Source organism: Bacillus sp. ChL18, from assembly GCF_026241425.1.
Classification (GTDB): Bacteria; Bacillota; Bacilli; order Bacillales; family Bacillaceae; genus Bacillus; species Bacillus velezensis.
In genome coordinates, this window is the sequence record NZ_JAPHWE010000002.1 from 974,541 (window position 1) to 994,261 (window position 19,721).

Annotated in this window: 20 protein-coding genes and 1 pseudogene; 9 read left to right on the forward strand and 12 right to left on the reverse strand. The window is 45.6% G+C overall.

Annotated elements, in window-relative coordinates:
* The first annotated feature begins 15 nt into the window (after positions 1–15).
* Positions 16–1,482 (forward strand): nicotinate phosphoribosyltransferase, encoded by a 1,467-nt coding sequence (locus OQ477_RS15925; protein ID WP_014418767.1) that lies wholly within the window; start codon positions 16–18, stop codon positions 1,480–1,482.
* 129 nt (positions 1,483–1,611) lie between these two features.
* Entirely contained in the window at positions 1,612–2,835 is a 1,224-nt protein-coding gene (locus OQ477_RS15930; RefSeq protein WP_032876792.1) for an EAL and HDOD domain-containing protein, read from the forward strand.
* 6 nt (positions 2,836–2,841) lie between these two features.
* Here OQ477_RS15930 and OQ477_RS15935 read toward each other — a convergent pair whose 3' ends face one another.
* Positions 2,842–3,183 (reverse strand): hypothetical protein, encoded by a 342-nt coding sequence (locus OQ477_RS15935; protein WP_265973154.1) that lies wholly within the window; start codon positions 3,181–3,183, stop codon positions 2,842–2,844.
* Positions 3,184–3,648: 465 nt separating this feature from the next.
* On the opposite strand from OQ477_RS15935, the gene degQ reads away from it, so the two are divergent.
* From degQ to OQ477_RS15965, 6 genes and pseudogenes are all read left to right on the forward strand, one after another.
* A complete protein-coding gene (gene degQ / locus OQ477_RS15940) occupies positions 3,649–3,789 on the forward strand; it encodes a degradation enzyme regulation protein DegQ (protein ID WP_003152043.1) in 141 nt (46 codons plus the stop codon).
* Positions 3,790–3,940: 151 nt separating this feature from the next.
* On the forward strand, positions 3,941–4,816 hold the full coding sequence (locus OQ477_RS15945) for a polyprenyl synthetase family protein (RefSeq protein ID WP_265973234.1): 876 nt from the start codon (positions 3,941–3,943) through the stop codon (positions 4,814–4,816).
* An 18-nt stretch (positions 4,817–4,834) separates the two neighbouring features.
* Entirely contained in the window at positions 4,835–5,011 is a 177-nt protein-coding gene (gene comX, locus OQ477_RS15950) for a competence pheromone ComX (RefSeq protein WP_095273329.1), read from the forward strand.
* Between the two features lie 22 nt (positions 5,012–5,033).
* Positions 5,034–7,340 (forward strand): annotated as a pseudogene (locus OQ477_RS15955) (sensor histidine kinase).
* A gap of 80 nt (positions 7,341–7,420) precedes the next feature.
* On the forward strand, positions 7,421–8,065 hold the full coding sequence (locus OQ477_RS15960) for a response regulator transcription factor (protein ID WP_003152052.1): 645 nt from the start codon (positions 7,421–7,423) through the stop codon (positions 8,063–8,065).
* A 21-nt stretch (positions 8,066–8,086) separates the two neighbouring features.
* On the forward strand, positions 8,087–8,470 hold the full coding sequence (locus tag OQ477_RS15965) for a hotdog fold thioesterase (RefSeq protein ID WP_265973156.1): 384 nt from the start codon (positions 8,087–8,089) through the stop codon (positions 8,468–8,470).
* 39 nt (positions 8,471–8,509) lie between these two features.
* On the opposite strand, the gene mnhG is transcribed toward OQ477_RS15965, so the two are convergent.
* From mnhG to OQ477_RS16000, 7 genes are read right to left on the reverse strand one after another with little or no spacing between them, the layout of a single operon-like run.
* Positions 8,510–8,884, reverse strand: coding sequence for a monovalent cation/H(+) antiporter subunit G (gene mnhG, locus OQ477_RS15970; protein ID WP_123117416.1), 375 nt, complete (start codon positions 8,882–8,884; stop codon positions 8,510–8,512).
* The gene (locus tag OQ477_RS15975) at positions 8,868–9,152 is read right to left on the reverse strand and encodes a Na(+)/H(+) antiporter subunit F1 (protein WP_012118311.1); all 285 of its coding nucleotides are present in this window, start codon (positions 9,150–9,152) and stop codon (positions 8,868–8,870) included. The genes mnhG and OQ477_RS15975 overlap by 17 nt, the downstream gene beginning before the upstream one ends.
* On the reverse strand, positions 9,152–9,628 hold the full coding sequence (locus OQ477_RS15980; RefSeq protein WP_007408672.1) for a Na+/H+ antiporter subunit E: 477 nt from the start codon (positions 9,626–9,628) through the stop codon (positions 9,152–9,154). Before OQ477_RS15980 ends, OQ477_RS15975 begins: the two co-directional genes overlap by 1 nt.
* A gap of 5 nt (positions 9,629–9,633) precedes the next feature.
* Positions 9,634–11,115, reverse strand: coding sequence for a Na+/H+ antiporter subunit D (locus OQ477_RS15985; protein WP_038459658.1), 1,482 nt, complete (start codon positions 11,113–11,115; stop codon positions 9,634–9,636).
* Complete coding sequence (locus OQ477_RS15990) at positions 11,108–11,449, reverse strand: Na(+)/H(+) antiporter subunit C (protein WP_032876807.1); 342 nt, start codon at positions 11,447–11,449, stop codon at positions 11,108–11,110. The genes OQ477_RS15985 and OQ477_RS15990 overlap by 8 nt, the downstream gene beginning before the upstream one ends.
* Entirely contained in the window at positions 11,449–11,880 is a 432-nt protein-coding gene (locus tag OQ477_RS15995) for a Na(+)/H(+) antiporter subunit B (protein WP_007613424.1), read from the reverse strand. Before OQ477_RS15995 ends, OQ477_RS15990 begins: the two co-directional genes overlap by 1 nt.
* Positions 11,877–14,279 carry a Na+/H+ antiporter subunit A gene (locus OQ477_RS16000; protein WP_265973157.1) on the reverse strand — a complete coding sequence of 801 codons (2,403 nt, stop codon included), beginning with the start codon at positions 14,277–14,279 and terminating at the stop codon, positions 11,877–11,879. Before OQ477_RS16000 ends, OQ477_RS15995 begins: the two co-directional genes overlap by 4 nt.
* Positions 14,280–14,522: 243 nt before the next feature.
* On the opposite strand from OQ477_RS16000, the gene OQ477_RS16005 reads away from it, so the two are divergent.
* Positions 14,523–14,741: a hypothetical protein gene (locus OQ477_RS16005; protein WP_265973158.1), complete on the forward strand. Its 219-nt coding sequence runs from the start codon at positions 14,523–14,525 to the stop codon at positions 14,739–14,741.
* 44 nt (positions 14,742–14,785) lie between these two features.
* Here the strand turns inward: OQ477_RS16005 and nupQ are convergent, their stop codons facing one another.
* The 4 genes from nupQ to OQ477_RS16025 all read right to left on the reverse strand — a co-directional run bounded on the left by nupQ (position 14,786) and on the right by OQ477_RS16025 (position 19,534).
* Positions 14,786–15,745: a guanosine ABC transporter permease NupQ gene (gene nupQ / locus OQ477_RS16010; protein WP_003152071.1), complete on the reverse strand. Its 960-nt coding sequence runs from the start codon at positions 15,743–15,745 to the stop codon at positions 14,786–14,788.
* Positions 15,746–16,792 (reverse strand): ABC transporter permease, encoded by a 1,047-nt coding sequence (locus OQ477_RS16015; RefSeq protein WP_012118308.1) that lies wholly within the window; start codon positions 16,790–16,792, stop codon positions 15,746–15,748. It abuts the gene before it with no gap.
* Positions 16,785–18,317: an ABC transporter ATP-binding protein gene (locus OQ477_RS16020; protein WP_265973159.1), complete on the reverse strand. Its 1,533-nt coding sequence runs from the start codon at positions 18,315–18,317 to the stop codon at positions 16,785–16,787. Before OQ477_RS16020 ends, OQ477_RS16015 begins: the two co-directional genes overlap by 8 nt.
* 143 nt (positions 18,318–18,460) lie before the next feature.
* Complete coding sequence (locus OQ477_RS16025) at positions 18,461–19,534, reverse strand: BMP family lipoprotein (RefSeq protein ID WP_007408665.1); 1,074 nt, start codon at positions 19,532–19,534, stop codon at positions 18,461–18,463.
* Positions 19,535–19,721 lie beyond the last annotated feature (187 nt).

Sequence of the window (19,721 nt, forward strand, 5' to 3'; positions counted from 1 at the left end):
AAGGGGAAAATAATTTTGGTGGAGCATGGTTTTAAAGACGACAGTTTGTCTTTACATACAGATCTTTATCAAATTAATATGGCCGAAACGTACTGGAGAGACGGCATTCATGAGAAAAAAGCGATTTTTGAGCTTTTTTTCAGAAAGCTTCCCTTTGAAAACGGCTATGCGGTATTTGCGGGCTTAGAAAAAGCAATCGAATACTTGGAGAACTTCAAATTTACCGACAGCGATCTGAATTATTTAAAAACGGAATTGCACTATGCTGATGATTTCATTGATTATTTACGGGATCTTTCTTTTACCGGATCTCTTTACAGCATGAAAGAAGGCGAGCTCGTTTTTAACAACGAACCGATTATGCGGGTCGAAGCGCCCCTGATCGAAGCCCAGCTGATTGAGACGGCTCTGCTTAACATTGTGAATTACCAAACATTAATCGCCACGAAAGCGGCCCGCATTAAAGGCGTTGTCGGTGACGAAGACGCCCTCGAATTCGGAACGCGGCGCGCCCATGAAATGGATGCGGCTATGTGGGGAGCGAGAGCGGCTCTGATCGGCGGCTTCAGCGCAACGAGTAATGTAAGAGCCGGAAAGCGTTTTAATATACCGGTATCCGGCACGCACGCTCATGCGCTCGTACAAGCGTACCGCGATGAATATACGGCATTTAAGAAATATGCGGAGACCCACAAAGACTGCGTATTTCTCGTAGATACGTACGATACGATCCGTTCGGGCATGCCGAATGCGATTAAAGTCGCAAAGGAATTCGGCGACCGGATCAACTTCATCGGCATCCGCCTGGACAGCGGGGACTTGGCGTACCTGTCAAAAAAAGCGCGTGAAATGCTTGATGAAGCGGGTTTCACAGACGCAAAGGTCATTGCTTCAAGCGATCTTGACGAGCACACGATATTAAATCTGAAATCCCAAGGAGCGAAAATCGATACGTGGGGCATCGGCACGAAGCTGATTACCGCATACGATCAGCCGGCCCTCGGCGCGGTTTACAAGCTTGTCGCCATTGAAGAGGACGGCAAACTGACCGACACCATTAAAATTTCGTCAAACCCTGAAAAAGTGACAACGCCGGGAAGAAAGAGAGTATACCGGATTATCAACAAGCTGAATCACCACTCGGAAGGTGATTATATCGCGCTTTATGACGAGCGGGTAAATGATCAGAAACGCTTAAAAATGTTCCATCCCGTCCACACGTTCGTCAGCAAATTCGTCACTGATTTCTATGCGAAAGACTTGCATGAGCCGATCTTTGAAAACGGCGTTTTATGCTATGATAATCCCGAAATTACCGACATCCAGCAATACGTGCAGGATAACCTCAAACTACTGTGGGAGGAATACAAACGGATCAGCAAGCCGGAAGAATATCCGGTCGATTTAAGCGAAGACTGCTGGAGCAACAAGATGCAGCGGATTCATGAAATCAAAAGCGAGCTGAAACGGGAACTTGAATAGAAGACAAAGCGGCCTTTCCTTTCTCTGGAAAGGCCTTTTTGTTGTGATAATATTTTTCACATTTAGACAAATTTCGTCAAATTATTTGATATACTTATGTTCGAAGGCCGCATCTAAGGGGGTAAATGAATGAAGGTGTTTGTTGCGAGACAGCCTATCTTCAACAGAAACGAACAGGTTGTTGCTTATGAACTTCTTTACCGGGAGAGCGAAGAGAACCGTTATTCGGCCGCTGACGGAGATAAAGCTACGACGGATCTCATTATTAACAGCTTTATCAACATCGGAATCGAAAAGCTGACTGAGGGGAAACGCTGCTTTGTGAATTTTACAGAAAGCCTGATGTTTTCAGATCTCCCTACCTCCTTTGATCCTGACCAGCTTATTATCGAAATTCTTGAGGACATACCGATCACTCCGGCACTCATCTCAAGATGCAGACAGCTGAAGAAATTAGGATATACATTAGCACTTGATGATTTTTACGCCATCAATCCGGAAAATGAAGAATTAGTGGAACAGCTGATGAAATATATTGATATTTTAAAAATCGACTTTTTGCAATCCTCGCGTCTGGAGCGCAAAAAAATCATTCAGACGTACAGCTGTAAAAGTCTGATTTATTTAGCGGAGAAAGTGGAGACGAGAAAAGATTATAAACAGGCGGCCATAGACGGCTTTCACCTGTTTCAAGGATATTTTTTCAGTGAACCGCGTGTCATCAGCGGAAATGATCTGACGTTTCATTTTCATTCTTACTACCAGCTTTTAAGCGAATTAAACAATGACCAGCCCAATATACAGCGCGTGACGGAATACATAGAGCGGGACGTCAGCTTATCGTATCAGATTCTGCGTTTTTTAAACGGATCGCAAACAAGGCTGAAAAAAAAGATAGACAGCATCCAGCAGGCCATCATGATGCTCGGGCTGAATGAGATTAAGCGCTTGATTTACATTCTTTCATTCAGAGATTTAACGGCGAAAAGCCACTCAAGCCAAAAAGAAATCATTAAGATTTCCTTAATCAGGGCCAAACTGTGCGAACTGCTGGCGAAAAGAACCGGAAGACCCCAGCCCTCTTCTTACATGCTGATCGGCATGTTTTCGCTCATCGATACGCTTCTCCACAGGGAGCTGGAGGATATCATCAAAGAACTGCCTTTAATCGATGAAGTCGGACAGGCGCTGCTCGGTTATGAAAACGATTATTATAAGATGCTCGCGCTTGTCAAAGCCATTGAATGCAACAACTGGGACTGTGACGAGTGGGGAAAAGAACTGAACAAAGAAGAAGCGTATGACTGTTACTTACAGGCGATCGAATGGTGCCGGCAGCTGATCGTGGATTGAGCCGCTTTAAGCCGACCACCTGAGGGCGATGATAAACCGGCTTCGCTCTCTGACCAGACTGACACGGATGCCGTCGGGATTATACGTCACGTCAAAGTCATTTTTGATGCCGGTCTGCTTAATGAGCCGCTTGACCGCTGCGGTGTCAGATGATTGCGCTGCGGTGAGGATGCGGCGCGCAAGCTCTTTTGACGCCGACAGCCGCGCAAGGAGCAGGTGCGCATCCTCCAGCATGCCCGCAGCTTCTTTTGCGGACGCTGTCAAAATATCTGCGTGAACCGCGGGACTGGGCGCAGGATTTCGGTATGGCGCGGCGAAAACAGGGAAGCATGGATACACATAATGCATACGGCGGCCTCCTTCCTGAGAAAACATTCGTTATACATGAGTATAGGCGGCGTGATAACGAGTTATGACATGCAAAAAGACCACAATGCGGGGGTTGCGGTCTTTTCGGTGTTTGTCGGTGGTTATGCGACGCTGTTCGCCCATTCTGTTTTGAAATTGCGACGGCAGGGACTATAGTCCTTGCCGGTTTGTCGGAAAACCGTTAAAAAAACAGCAGAACCGCCAGATTGGTCTGCTTCATCCTAAACGTCTGCCTTTCTGGTAGTTATATAGTCCTGTTCGCTAAATGCTCCATTCGGGACTATGGGATTACCCCGGTTTGCGGTGTCACGCAGATACTTTTACACATACTTTTCGGTGAAAAATCCCGCAAAAACGTTTACACTATTAGTAACAGATCAAATACCTAGGACTCGTTCACCATACACAATTCATTGATCTTTCAAAAAAAGGAGTGTGGAAACGGTGGAAAACAAATTAGAAGAAGTAAAGCAATTATTATTCCGACTTGAAAATGATATCAGAGAAACAACCGACTCATTACGAAACATTAACAAAAGCATTGATCAGCTCGATAAATTCTCATATGCAATGAAAATTTCTTAAAAAGACTTGGAAACAAGTCTTTTTTTTGTGCATTTTTTATCCATTTCATGGATAAAGTATTATACGATTGTTAAAAAACGAAAAACCTGCTGTCTTTCATCACCTGCATTTAGTAAAATAGAATGGGAGGGTGAAGACAATTATTGAGCAAATGTGTTTAGATTCCGAAACGATTAAAGAGAAGATGAAGGAAATTGTTGGGGAGAAAGTCGATAATCTTCATTTAGAAGAGACTCTTTTGACCTTCATTAATGAAAAGAAGCATTTTTCATTCGGTATCCTTGCTTTCCAGCATTATGTTGCTTTTAAGGGTACACATTCCTCGGAAATCACACTACTGGCAGCTGGAATTGAACTTTTAATTTTAGCTTTTGATATTTTTGACGATATTGAAGATGAAGACAACTCTAATAAGGCATGGATGCAAACTGACCATGCTATATCTCTGAATGCGGCGACTTCTCTGTATTCAATAAGCCTGCAAACCATTTGTGAGCTTGAATCAAACATCGAATTTTCACAGCATGCAATAAAATATGCCTTAAATGCAATGCAAGGTCAGCATAATGATTTAAGAAATTTTCCGGAGACTGAAGAAGAATGTCTACGTATGATAAAACAGAAATCAGGATCGTTAACTGCAATGTCTGCTGTTTTAGGGGCGATGCTTGCAAGTGGTGAATTTAACGAAGCAATTGAGAATTACTCTTATAAAATTGGCATGATTAAACAAATCGAAAATGACTATTATGGTTTATTTGATAAAAGCCGCAGTGATATAAAGAAGAAGAAAAGAACTTTGATAAACTTGTTTTTAAATCGTCAGTTTAATAGTGCCTCAAAAAAAGTTTTAAATATGATGAATTCTAAAAACAGCTATTACTCTCTCATATCGGACAGAGATTATTTTGAAGAATTGCTTTGTGAAGCAGGAATCAGACAATATGTTTTAATGTTAATTAAAATATATGAAAATGAAATTAATAACGAAATAGAAAAGTTGAACATAAGAATTAATCTATGGTGAGAATTATGGGGGAGTAATATGAAGAAACAAGACATTGTGAATTATCTTATAGAAAATCCAAGAGTTATCCATCAATTGGAAGAGGGGGAAGTTTGCTTGATCGGAATTCCGCATTCACTTATTCCTGCAATTATAGAGATATTCAGTAACAGCACTTATAAGAAAAAACCTGAATTTACATTTTGGGATCAATAATTTTTAAGAGAGTTGTGATCCATTGAGCTATTTTTATAAGCACCTTTCAATCGCACTGTTGATATTTAGTTTTTTCTATATTGCCCATATTATATACTTTACCCAGAATGGAATTTTAGTCGGAACCTATGTTGTTGAAACATCAAAACATGAGCTTGAAGTTGTTAAAATTACAAAATCCTCTTATGGGAGATACTTGAATTTAAAAGAAGGGGACAAAATTCTAGAGATAAATGGACACATGCCTTCTTCTCAAAATGTTAAAAATGGGTATTTAGCAAAGGCTAATAACTTAAAGGTTGAGAGAGGTAATCATGAAATTCAATTGCATGGTTCAGAGGATTTGTCTTTAAACAGTTCAGTCAGTTTCTTTATTTATATTGTCCCTTGTATATTATTTGCACTAAGCTTATTATGTATTTTCTATATATACAAAGTCAATCGTATAAAAAATACAGTTTCTGCTTATATTTTAATCTGCTTCTTAATTTTTATATCGATGGCTTATTTAAGTGCAGGCGGTGTAACAAGAGGATACGAGATAAATAGATACGTTAATCTTTTCACTTTTTTAAATGTGCCTGTATTATACCTGCATTTTTTGCATCAGTATTTTAAAGAATTAAAAATAAAATTTTCTGCAAAGAGTATTGTATATATTCTTTATTGTTTACCTGTCCTTAATATTGTTGCAGAATTTTTTAGATATCGATATGATTTATACTTTGTTAGAAATATGAATTTATTAACATTTTTTATCGAGATAATAATAGTGTATATGTACATTATTTATTATGGCATTATTTATAGAAAGAGAGATCATGCTTATCTATTAAAAGTGTTACTAATATCTAACACAATAGCTTTTTTGCCATTTACTGTTCTTTATCTTCTTTCTGAAATTATTTTAGGACAGTATATTTACTCAGCTATAGTAACGGCTCCGTTTCTGCTCATTATTCCGTTGGCATTGGTTTATCAATTTGTTGTCAACAAGATTTATGATATAGACTTTTTGTTAGGAAGAATTAGATACTATAGTTTTTTGTCTATTGTTCCTACAATAGGGGTTGTATGGCTGTCTATCTTATATGAAAGTAAAGGGAATCACTTTAACACCATTCAAATCACTTTATATGTGTTTTTGATTTTTTTAGCAGTCTTTTACACTAAAGAGGTATTAGACTACAAATTCCGCCTGAAACGTTTTTCAGAAAAATATAATTATCAAGACAGCATTTATAAATATACACAGCTTCTTAAAAGCGTATCAGCTTTAAATCAAGTATTTATGAATTTGAAAAAGACTATTTTGGACGTCTTGCCTGTTAGTAAAGCTTATATATTTGAAATCAATTCTGACGGAGACATTCTGTATTTTGATAAACAGAACAGTGAACCGAACTGGCAGCCGTATAAAAAAGAATTTGTTAAAGTCACATCAGAGATTGGAAAGATTATTGAAGTAAATCAAGGTTTTCTGATGAAGATTGGAGAAAGAGGGGCAAACTCATACGTTCTGCTTTGTTTATCGAGCATTAATACTCCAAGACTGACAAGAGATGAGATATCTTGGTTAAAGACATTGTCTTTTTATACAAGTGTTTCGATGGAAAACATATTGCAGATCGAAGAACTCATGAATCATTTACAAGACCTGAAACAACAAGGCTCAAACCCAGTCTGGCTCAAAAAGCTGATGTTTACGATCGAGGAAAAGCAGCGTTCGGATTTGGCCCGTGATCTGCATGATTCGGTGCTGCAGGATTTAATTTCTTTGAAGCGCCAGTGTGAGCTGTTTCTGGCCGATTTTAAGAAAGAGGAGCCTTGCCAGTTAGAGGTGCAGGACAAGCTTCATCAGATGAATGAGCAGATGTCGGATGTCATTTTGATGACCCGGGAGACGTGCCATGAGCTGCGTCCTCAGCTGCTGTATGATTTGGGTCTGGTCAAGGCGGTATCCAAGCTTGCCGCGCAGCAGCAGGAGCGTGCGCCGTTTCATATCCGTCTGAATACGGGCCGGTTTACGGCGGCTCTGGATTTGGATACGCAGCTGAATTTGTACCGCATCATTCAGGAATTTCTTTCGAACGCCATGAAGCATTCATAGGCGAATGAGGTGCTGATTATGCTGATCAGCATTCAAAATAAAGTGATTCTGCATTATGAAGATGACGGTGTCGGATGCAATCAGGAAGAAGGCGGCGGGCAGTCGATGAGCATGGGTCTTTCGGGTATTAAGGAGCGCGTCCGGGCGCTTGACGGACGGATGAAAATCGACACAAGTGAAGGAAACGGTTTTAAAGTAGATATTGAAATGGAATTGTAACCAATTTATCACCAAATCGACTTGGCAGAAGCCAAGTCTTTTTAATAAAATGGAAATGAGTGAGTAAAAGGGAGGAAACCATGAAAAAGATACTAGTGATTGATGATCATCCGGCTGTCATGGAGGGCACCAAGACGATTCTGGAAACGGACACGAATCTTTCTGTCGATTGCCTCAGTCCTGATGCCAGTGAACAATTCGTTCTCCGGCATGATTTTTCAGCTTACGATCTCATATTAATGGATTTAAATCTGGGTGATGACATCAGCGGCATAGAGCTTTCCAAGAAAATCTTAAAAGAGAATCCTCTCTGTAAAATCATTGTCTACACAGGCTATGAGGTTGAAGATTATTTTGAAGAATCCATCCGCGCGGGCCTGCATGGCGCCATCAGCAAAACCGAATCTAAAGAGAAAATCATGCAATACATATATCACGTGCTCAACGGACAGATTTTAGTTGATTTCTCCTATTTCAAACAGCTGATGACCCAGCAAAAAACAAAAACGTCTTCTTCCCCTCAAAGTGAGCAGGATCGGTTAACCCCGAGAGAGCGCCATATTCTCCAAGAGGTCGAAAAAGGTTTGACCAATCAGGAAATCGCAGATGCGCTTCACTTAAGCAAGCGGTCGATTGAATACAGCCTGACATCCATTTTTAACAAGCTGAATGTCGGCTCCCGCACTGAAGCGGTGCTGATCGCCAAGTCAGATAACGTACTATAAATCTTGAAGGGAGAATGACCTATGGATCTGAACAATACATTGCTCGGCGCACTCGGTATTGAAATCACTGAAAACACGCCGGAGAGATGCGTGGCGGTGATGCCGGTGGATAAGAGGACGGTGCAGCCTTTCGGATATCTGCATGGGGGCGCGTCAGCAGCGCTGGCGGAGACTGTTGCAAGTGTGGGGGCCCAGCATTTTATCGACCGGTCGAAACAGGCGTGTGTCGGGCTTGAGATTAATGCCAATCATTTAAAATCCGTGAAAGAGGGCGGGACGGTCACAGCGATTGCGAAACCCGTTCACACAGGCAGGGCAACCATTGTGTACGAGATTAACATTTTCGATGAAAGGGAAAGGCTGATCTGTGTTTCCCGCTGCACGCTGGCTGTTATAACAAAATAAACAAACAGCCGGAACCCTGAATCGTCCGGCTGTTTGTTTTTACAAATATGAATCTTCTTTTCGTTTGATCACAAAGTTTCTGATCCCTTTGTAATCATCCTGAACGCTTCTTTTATCAAGCGCCGCTCCCGAATTGTACGCGGCCCTGCATATGAGGTGCGCTCCGACCGGCGCCGTCAGCAGGATAAAAATGATGCCGAGCAGTATTTTTACAGAAATTTCTCCGGTCAGCATCCACAAGTAGCCTAACACCCCGAGCAATATCAAATTAACGCCGAGTGTCGAGCCTTTTGAAGAGGCGTGGGCGCGCGTATACACATCAGGAAGCCTGAGTGTGCCGATAGACGCGACCAGGCAGATCAGCGCCCCCATCAGAATACAAACGGCGACGGCCCATTTAACGATTTCGATCATTTTCGATAATCTCTCCTTTCTCTAAAAACTTAGCGAAGGCAATCGTGCCGATAAACGATAAAATGCCGAGCAGCAGAATGATGTCCAAAAAGGCCGATGTGTTTAAGAGAATGGATACAAGCGCGGTCATGGCAATCAGATTAATGCCGATCCCATCAAGCGCGACGACCCGGTCCGGTATCGTAGGCCCTTTTATGACGCGAATGACGTACAGAAGAGTCGAAACCGCCATAATGCCGAGTGATAATTGCAGAATAAACGTAAACATCAGCGGCTCACCTCCTGAATGGCTTTCTCAAAAGAGACGCGGATGTCATGGATCGCTTTCTCCGCATCTTCAATGTCCATGGCGTGTATATAGAGAATCGACCGGTCATCGGAGATATCCATCACGAGCGTACCCGGTGTTAAAGTGATTAACAGCGAGAGCAGCGTGATCTCCCAATCCTCCGTCAATTCCGTCTTAAACGCGAAAATGCCCGGGCGGATGTTCAGTTTCGGCGATATAACGGTTTTCAGCACGCTGACATTGGCCAAATATAATTCCTTTATAAAGATCAGCGCCAGTTTGATGACTGACCATATTTTCCAAATGTAAAACGGCCGCGAGAAGAAGCGCCGGAAAAAAAACAGCGCCGCCAAGCCCGCGATAAATCCGGTCATAAAACCCGCCGCGCTGAGGCTGTTTGTGAGAAACATCCAGCAAACAGCGAGAAGAACATTTAATAATAGTTGAAAAGCCATGCCATCTACTCCTTCAAAACAGCTTCAATGTATTTTTCCGGATTCAGCAGATTCTCAGCCGTCTGATTGACATACGGTGAAACCCATTCGGTTCCGAGCCCGAACAGAAGCGACAAAAGGAGAAAAGCGGCTGCCGGATAAAGAAGTCCTTTTGCGGACCGTCCGCCTGCGCCCGGAATTTCTTTTTCTTCCCCCCAAAAAGCCGTCGTGAAAACCTTCAGCACCGAATAGAGCACAAGCAGGCTTGATAAGAGAATCAATACGGAAAACAATGTTTCCCCCTTATCGAACCCGCCTTCCGCGATCTTCAGCTTGCCCACAAATCCGCTGAACGGCGGGATGCCGGCCAAAGATATGGCTGAGATAAAGAACATCCATCCCAAAACGGGATAACGGGTGATCAGTCCGCCCATTTTATGCAGGCTGGCAGTGCCTGTCAATGCGATAAGCGTGCCGGCAAGCATAAACAGCGCTCCTTTAATCAGCATATCGTGAATCAAGTAATAAACCGCTCCTTGAATGGAGGCAGGCGTGTTCATGGCAATGCCGAACAAAATCACGCCGACGGCTGTAATAATATTGTAGATGACGATTTTCATGACATCCGAAAAGGCGATAGATCCGATTACGCCGAATAGCACCGTCAGCATCGCAAGCCACATCATCAATTGGTGGGTAAAGCCCGTATCGTGAATAAAAATCAGGGTGAATACTCTTAAAATGGCATACAGGCCGACTTTCGTCAAAAGAGACCCGAATAAAGCCGAAATCGCAGCCGGCGGGGCGTAATAAGAGCCCGGCATCCAGAAATACAGCGGGAATATCCCGCCCTTTAAACCGAATACGACGAGAAACAGGACGCCGATGACGGTGATCAGCCCGGTCTGGCCCGATTCGCTTATTTTTACGCTTAGATCAGCCATATTCAGCGTGCCCGTCACCGCGTATAAGTAACCGACACCGATGACAAAAAACGCGGATGACACAATGTTAAACACGATATACTTCAATGATTCTCTTAATTGAATTTTCGTTCCGCCAAGCACGATCAGCATGTAGGACGCGATAAGCAGAAGCTCAAAAAAGACGTACATGTTGAACAGGTCACCCGTCAAAAACGCTCCGCTTACGCCGGCCAGAAGAAACTGCACTCCTGAATAATAGAAAGCGCGCTCCCTTTTTTCTCCGATGGAGCGGAAGGAGTACAGGGTGACGAGCAGCCCGATTATGGCGGTTGTCAAAACAAGCAGTGCGGCAAGCTGATCCGCGGCGAGCACAATGCCGTACGGCGCTTTCCATCCGCCGAGTGTCAGCGTCTGAATCCCGTGTGTGAAAACCGTCTGAACGAGAGCGGCGCTGATGACGATGGAGACACAGGAAGCGGCAGTGCTGAATATCCGCATCAGCATCACGCGCCTGTTCATAAAAATCAGCAGCACTGCGGCAAGCAGCGGCACCAGGATAGGCAATATCACAAAGTTATTCATGTTGATCATTTCCCCTCATTCGATCCATTTCGTCCGTTTTCAGTTCCTGATAGGCGCGAAACGCCATCACAAGCAGGAAGGACGTGACGCCGAACGAAATAACAATCGCCGTCAGTATGAGTGCCTGCGGCAGCGGATCGACAAACGACGTGCTTTTTCCGCCCAGTATGGGAGGAGCGCCTTTTTTCAGTCCGCCCATGGTCAGAAGCAGCAAATGGACGCCGTGGCTTAAAAGCGCGGTGCCGATAATCACGCGCAGCAGGCTTTTAGAAAGCAGCAGGTAGGTTGCCGCCATAAACAAAATACCGGCAATGACAGACATTAAGATTTCCATTATTCTTCCTCTCCAATCGTTTGAATAATGGTCATCGTCACGCCGACAACAACGAGATATACACCCAAATCAAACAAAGTGGCCGTCGCAAGCTCCGTATTCCCAAGCACAGGGAGATGAAAATGGCCGAATGTATGGGTGAGAAAGGGTGCTCCGAATAAGAACGAACCTGCACCCGTTGCAATCGCGATAAGCAGACCCGCGCCCGCCACATAAATAAAATTGACGGGCAAAATCGATTTGACGGTTTTTAAATCAAAGGCCAAAAGCAACAGCACGATGGCCGAAGACGTAATCAGCCCGCCGACAAATCCTCCGCCGGGAGCGTTATGCCCCGATAAAAATAAATAGAAAGAGAAAAGCAGAATGATAAAAGATACAAGCTTCGTTGCCGTCTGAAGGATGATGTCGTTTGTTTTTTGCTGTCTCAACGCTCTTCTCCCTCCTCTTTTACTTTCGTTCTGATCATGCCGTAAATCCCGAGTGCGGCAATCGACAGCACCGTGATTTCAAACATCGTATCAAATCCCCTGAAATCAACGAGGATGACGTTGACGATATTGTTTCCTCCCCCGAGCTTATGGCTGTAAGCGGTGAAAAAGGAGGAGATGCTGTCTTTTGTTTTTTCGCTGGAAGACGCGATTCCGAGCATTGTCACGATGACGCCGACACCGAGAGAAATGATAAAATTCGTCATCCGGAATGTTCTTGTCTTCTTTTTCCGCCGCATTTTCGGCAGATGGTAAAAACAAAGAAGAAACAAGGCGACGGATATCGTCTCAATGACGAGCTGCGTGAGCGCCAGATCGGGCGCTCTGAAAATCACGAAAAACAGCGCGAGTGTGTACCCGACAACACCGAGTGAGATAATGGCCGTCAGCCGCGATTTGGCGAACACAGTCGCAATCGTTGCGCTCACCATAACGAGGGACAGCACGATTTCATACAGGCCGATTTCAGCCATTCCTTTCGATGTCATGGAAAAGCCGCCTTTCATGACGAACGCCGTTCCGATAAGAATGATAAACGCCGCAAAAATATACAGCAGATAATCCCGCAAAAATCCGGTCATGTAAGATGACGTCAGCTGGTAAGACCTTTTTTCCATACTGCCCCTCACCGCATCGTAGAGCCGGTTCAGCGTCAGTTTTTTCGGAAACAGACCGTACAGCCGCTCCCATTTAGACAGCGTTACGTAACCGATCGTGCCGACAATGATGATGCCGAGGGTCATCATTAGCTCAGCCGTCACCCCGTGCCACTGGGAAATATGAACATGAAATGTATCTCCGCCGGTTAACAGAGCCGGATAAATGGAGTTCATCGCCGGTTCAATCAGGCTGTAAGACAAAACGTTCGGTGCAAAAAACAGACTGACGGCGCAAGCGGCAAGGATGACCGGCGAAATCAGCATGCCGAGCGGTGCTTCATGCGGCGTCTTTTCAAGCTGATCAGGTTTGCGCGCGCCGCTGAACGTTCTGAAAAACAGCTTCATGCTGTAGATGAAAGTGAAGACGCTCCCGATCCATGCGAGAACGGGGAACAGCACGCCCCACGTATCCAGGCTGAAAATATCTGCATGAGCAATCCGCAGCATACTTGTAAAGAACATTTCTTTACTTAAAAAGCCGTTAAACGGAGGGAGGCCGGCCATGGAAAACGTTCCGATCAGTGAAACGGTGAACGTTACCGGCATAAGCGCCATCAGGCCGCCGAGCCTGCGGATGTCCCGTGTTCCCGTTTCATGGTCGATAATGCCGACCGCCATAAATAAACTTCCTTTAAAAGTAGCATGGTTAATTAAGTGAAACACAGCCGCGGTGACAGCCGCCGTAAAATATTCTGAATGCTGGTAATGAAGCGCGGCGGCTCCTGCGCCGAGCATCGATACAATCATACCGAGCTGACTGACTGTGGAAAATGCCAGAATCGCTTTTAAATCGGTTTGTTTAATCGCATTGAAGGAAGCCCATACCATCGTGATCAGACCGACTGAGGCAACCGTCCAAAACCAGACGGGTGAAAATGCAAAAACCGGACTGAATCTGGCAATCACATAAATGCCCGCTTTCACCATTGTAGCCGAGTGCAGATAGGCGCTGACAGGAGTCGGCGCCTCCATGGCATCAGGCAGCCAGATATAAAACGGAAATTGCGCTGATTTCGTAAAGGCTCCCAATAACAGGAGAACCATCGCCGGAATAAAGAACGGATGGCCTGCGATAATATGCACCTGGTTGACCATTTCCCTGATACTGAAAGAATCCGTCATCAGATACAGCAGGATAAAGCCGCCGAGCATGCACAGCCCGCCGCCGACGGTAATCAGCAGTGACTTTTCCGCACCGTAGCGTGATTTCTTCCGCTTATGCCAATACCCGATTAATAAGAAGGATGACAGGCTTGTCAGCTCCCAGAACATATAAAGAACGATAACGTTATCGACGAGCACAACGCCGAGCATCGCGCCCATAAACATCAGCAGGTACACATAAAAGGGGCCGAGCTTTTCTTTGTCCTTCGATAAGTAAAAAATACTGTAAAGCGTCACCAAAGAGCCGATGCCCGTAATCAATAAAGCGAATAACAGCCCGAGTCCGTCAATATAAACGGTATAGTTAATACCGAGTGACGGAATCCATTCGGCCGCATACCGGACGGTTTCTCCGGCCATTGTGACAGGGAGCTTGCTGATAAAGTAAACAAACAGCACAACGGGCACTATCAGCACAAACCAGCCTGTATGGACTTGTTTTACCCGTTTATAAAGAAAGGGAACGATAAATGCAAATAAAAAAGGCGCCAAAATCGCGAAATGTAACAGCTGCAACAGAAGACCTCCTTTGCTTGTTTTTTCATCAAGCAACTGCTTTATGTAAGAGTGAATCAATCAATTCACGGTCATAGGACCCAGTACAAATTATATCGCACTTTTTTTTACCCTGCTACGGCATAATGTATTCCTTTCTGTTATTTTGTGGTCTTTTGAACCTAAAATAAATTTATCAAATATCCTGATCTTTGTATATACATTTATCTTTCAGATCAAGCTTTTAAAAAAGGAGCTGATCAGATGAAGAGAAAGGCGGCGGCCTGTATTGGAATATTTTGTTCTATTATCGCAGGAACATTCATAGCGGAAGATTTCTGCAAAGGGAGGCAGCAGACGGAGGCGGATAAATGGGAGCGTTTTTTTCTCGGTGCGGAATACGCGGAAGATAAACTGAGTGCGGCTGAATCAATGCAAACACCGTTTCAGCCGCGTGAGTATATCAGAATCGTATATAGATGAAAAGAGTTCCGGCACCGGGGTGCGGAACTCTTTTTTTGTGGCAATCAGCGTTTTCCTTTAATGTAAGGGATGCCGTTGGCCTTAGGCGCATCCGCGCGGCCGATGAAGCCGGCAAGCGCGAGAATGGTCAGAATGTAAGGAGCCATCAGCATGTATACATTCGGAATATCTTTGAACAGAGGCAAAAGCGAGCCGATAATGCTCAAACTCTGCGCAAACCCGAAGAACAGCGCCGCCCCGAGCGCGCCGATCGGATGCCATTTGCCGAAAACCAGCGCGGCGAGAGCGATAAAGCCTTGCCCGGAAATGGTGGAGTGCGTGAAATCAAGCGCGATCGTGGAAGCATACACACCGCCGCCGAGCCCGCCGAACAGTCCGCTGATCATGACGCCGATATAGCGCATGCCGAACACGTTGATTCCCATCGTATCGGCCGCCATCGGATGTTCCCCGACAGAACGGATGCGGAGGCCGAACGGCGTTTTGAATAAAATAAACCAGGAAACAAAGGCCAGTACGATGGCTAAAATCGACGTATAATATACGTCGGAAAAGAAAATCTTTCCTAAAACCGGAATATCGCTTAACCCGGGAATGTTCGTTTTGTAAAAGGGCTCCGGGATTTTATCAGTCTGGGCCTTTCCGTAGATCAGCTTGACGATAAACAGTGTCGCTCCTAACGCGAGCATATTGATCGCCACACCGGTTACCGTCTGATCGGCGCGGAAAGAAACCGCGGCGGCCGCGTGGATCAGTGAGAACAGTCCGCCGGCAATCATAGCCGCAGCCAAGGCGAGCCACGGAGCGGCGGCGCCAAGCTCGCGTCCGAAAAATAAGTTGAACATGACGCTTGTAAAGGCGCCGATAATCATCAGTCCTTCAAGACCGATGTTGACAACTCCAGATCTTTCAGAAAACACACCGCCGAGAGCAGTTAAAATAAGCGGAGCCGCATATACGAGTGTTGCCGGGACAATAATGGATAAAATCTGCAGGAAGTCCACTTACTTCGCCCCCTTTTTCTTCAATTTATCAAGGATGAGACGGATGGCGTAGCTTGATGCCACAAACAAAATAATAATGGCAATGACGATGTCAACGACTTCAGAAGGCACGCCGGATTCAATCGGCATATTTAATGCTCCGACTTTAAGGCCGCCGAGAAGACATGCCGCCAAAACAACGCCGATTGCCGTGCTGCCGCCGAGAAGCGCAACCGCAATGCCATCGAAGCCGACGCCGGTAAAGGCGCCCTTAACCGCCGCGTATTGAAAGGTTCCGAGTCCTTCCATCGCGCCGGCAAGCCCTGCGAAGGCGCCGGAAATCATCATGGCGTACATCATATTTTTTCTGACGCTCATTCCGGCGTATTGCGCGGCGTGCTGGTTAAAGCCGACAGCCCGGAATTCAAATCCGCTTTTTGTTTTATGAATAATAAACCACATGAGGACTGCCGCAAACAGAGCGATCAGAATGCCCCAGTGAAGGCGGGAGTAATCTGTCAGCTGCTCTAAAAACGGCGAGCGGAGCGACGCGCTTTCATGAATTTTGTCTGTTTTGTCCCGGTGGTCCGTCATGACATCGGAAATGAGATAATTGGTTAAATGAAGAGCGATATAATTCATCATGATCGTGACAATCACTTCGTGGACAAAAAAACGGGCTTTTAAAAATCCGGGAATCAGGCCCCAAATGCCGCCCGCAGCCGCAGCCGCCAATAACGAAAGCGGAAGGTGGATGTAAGCGGGGGCGTCAAAGGAAGCGCCGACCCACACCGCAGCGGTCCAGCCGACAAGGAGCTGTCCTTCAACCCCGATATTAAACAGGCCGGTCCGAAATGCGAATGCCACGGCCAATCCGGACAAAATATATGGCGTAATCTGCCGGATCGATTCCCCGATGTAATACACTTCACCGAAAATGCCGCTCCAAAGAGCCGAATACCCGCTTACGACATTGTAGCCGCTGGCGAGCATGATGACCGCACCCGCAGCTAATCCAAGGATGATCGCAATCAGCGGCACAGCCAGATGAGAAAGTCGATTAATCATGTGTTTTCCCCGCCTCCATTTGCTTACTTCCCGCCATTAAAAGCCCGAGCTCCTGCTCGTTTGTTTCAAGCGGATTGACGTTTGCGATGATGCTGCCTTCAAAGATGACGGCGATGCGATCGCTGAGATTCATTATTTCATCAAGTTCAAAAGATAACAGAAGCACCGCTTTACCGGCGTCACGCTGCTCAATGATCTTTTTATGGATGAATTCAATCGCGCCGACATCGAGTCCCCGCGTCGGCTGGGCCGCAATTAAAAGATCCGGATTTCTGTCCACTTCCCGGCCGATAATGGCCTTTTGCTGATTCCCTCCGGAGAGAGCGCGCGCAGGCGTATATTCATCAGGTGTTCTGACATCGTATTCTTTAATCAGGTTTCGCGCTTTGTCATAAATCGTGTGTTTATTTAATATGCCGAAAGAAGAGTAGGGCTTTTGGTAATAACTTTGCAGCACGATATTTTCTCCGATCGGAAAATCAAGGACGAGCCCGTGTTTATGCCTGTCCTGCGGAATATGCCCGATGCCGGCTTCAGTGACTTTCCGCGGCGGCATGTTTTGCAGCTGTTTGCCGTTTAACGTGATCGTGCCGGCATTCGTTTTTCTGAGACCTGTAATGGCTTCAATTAATTCAGACTGGCCGTTTCCGTCAACGCCCGCAATGCCGACGATTTCACCGGCTCTGACTGAGAGGGAGAGCTGTTTGACCGCCTCAACGCCGCGCGCGTCTTTAACCGTTACATCAGAAAGTGAAAGCACTTCTTGTTTCGGATCGGCCGCTTGTTTATCCGTCTTGAATGACACTTCGCGTCCGACCATAAGGCTTGCCAGTTCATCTTGATCCGTATGTGCGACATCGAGTGTTGTAATGCCTTTTCCTTTCCGGATGATGGTGACACGGTCGCAGACTTCCATAATCTCTTTTAATTTGTGGGTGATGAGGATGATTGATTTTCCTTCATTGACAAGATTTTTCATAATCTGAATCAGTTCTTGAATTTCGTGCGGGGTCAGCACCGCGGTCGGCTCGTCAAAAATGAGAATGTCGGCGCCCCGGTAGAGGGTCTTTAATATTTCCGCCCGCTGCTGCATACCGACGGAAATATCGGCAACTTTGGCTTCAGGATCAATGTGCAGGCCGTAACGGTCGGAAATATCGCGCACGTCCCGGTCGGCGCGCTGTCTGTCAATTCGGCCGAATGTTTTCGGCTCTTTTCCGAGAATGATATTTTCTGAGACGGTAAAGGTGTCCACAAGCATAAAATGCTGGTGCACCATCCCGATGCCGAGATCGTTGGCTTTGTTCGGGCTGTTGATGTGAACGCGTTCGCCCCGCACCCGGATCTCGCCTTTTTCCGGCTGATACAGACCGAATAAAACGTTCATGAGTGTCGATTTTCCGGCGCCGTTTTCACCGAGAAGGGCGTGTATTTCGCCTTTTTTCACTTGAAGCGTGACGTCATCATTGGCGACGATTCCGGGAAATTCCTTGCGTATATTCAGCATTTCAATGATATAATCCACCGATTTTTGTCGCTCCTTTTCAGAGATACTTTGATGAGAAAGAGCTTGGCAAAAGAAAAGCTGCAAGAGATGCAGCTTTTCCTTCACCGCTCTTTTCAAAAAAGAGAGGGGATAAGCACGGAAGTCTCCTTATCCCCTGGTTCTTACTCAGCCTTGAAGGATTTCAATTCTTTTTCAGTTGAAGGGATCTCGAGTCCGTCCGCGATTTTCTTCTTCCAATCGTCTGTTGCTTTGATGACATCGTCAGAAAGGTTCTCCTTGTGATCCGAGATGCCGACTGCATCTTGCGCCAAACCGTATGTTAATGTTTTGCCGCCCGGGAATTTCCCGTCACTTGCTTTTTTCGTTAAGTCCTCTACGGCTGTATCCACTTTTTTGACCATTGATGTGAGAGTGACATTGTCTTTTGTGCCTTTGACTTGACCTTCCGCGTACTGGTCTTTATCAACACCGATAACCCATACGTTCCGCTTCGGATCTTCTTTTTTCAGATTTTTCGCTTCTGTGAAGACGCCCGTTCCCGTTGCGCCGGCCGCGTGATAAATAACGTCAACGCCTGATTTGTACATACTTTCAGCCGTCGCCTTGCCGACATCGGCTTTGTCAAATCCGCCCGCATATTTCACTTCGACGGTCGCTTTCGGATTTGCGGCTTGTACACCCGCGCGGAAGCCGATTTCGAATTTTTTGATCAATTCAGACTCCATTCCGCCCACGAATCCGACTTTTCCCGTTTTGCTCGATAGCGCAGCGGCCGCTCCCACGAGGAATGAACCTTCCTGTTCCTTAAATGTAAGGCTCGCCACGTTGTCTTTTTTGACAACGGCGTCAATGATCGCAAAATTTGTGTCTTTGCGCTGATCGGCGATTTCGCTAATGGAATCCTGCATCAGATACCCGACGCCGTAAATCAGGTCAAAGTGTTCCCGCGCTAATTTATTTAAGTTCGTTGTATAATCTGCATCTGATTTTGATTGAAGATAGTCAAAACCGCTTTTGCCTTTTGTAAGCCCGTTGTCTTTTCCGAATGCCTGGATGCCTTCCCAGGCGGACTGGTTAAATGATTTGTCATCGACACCGCCGATATCCGTTACCATGCCGACGGTAAAGTTTTTGCTGCCGGAGCCGTTTGCTTTGTCACTTGAACCGCATGCGCTTAATATGGTTCCGGCCGCCGCGATGAGCGCCATCGCCATTCCGATTTTGCGTTTTTTCAAAGATATAACCCCCCTGTAAAATATGGCTGTGCCGTTCAATTCAGACTTGAGTCCCCGTACCGGATGCAGAATCGAAAAAACTTTCTGATAATAGTGATGAGACGTCTCTCTTTTTCCCGCCTTGAGCGGCTGTCTCTTCCGGGTTTGGGACTTATGACTTATCTGAAAAGATCTGCTAACCAATCAT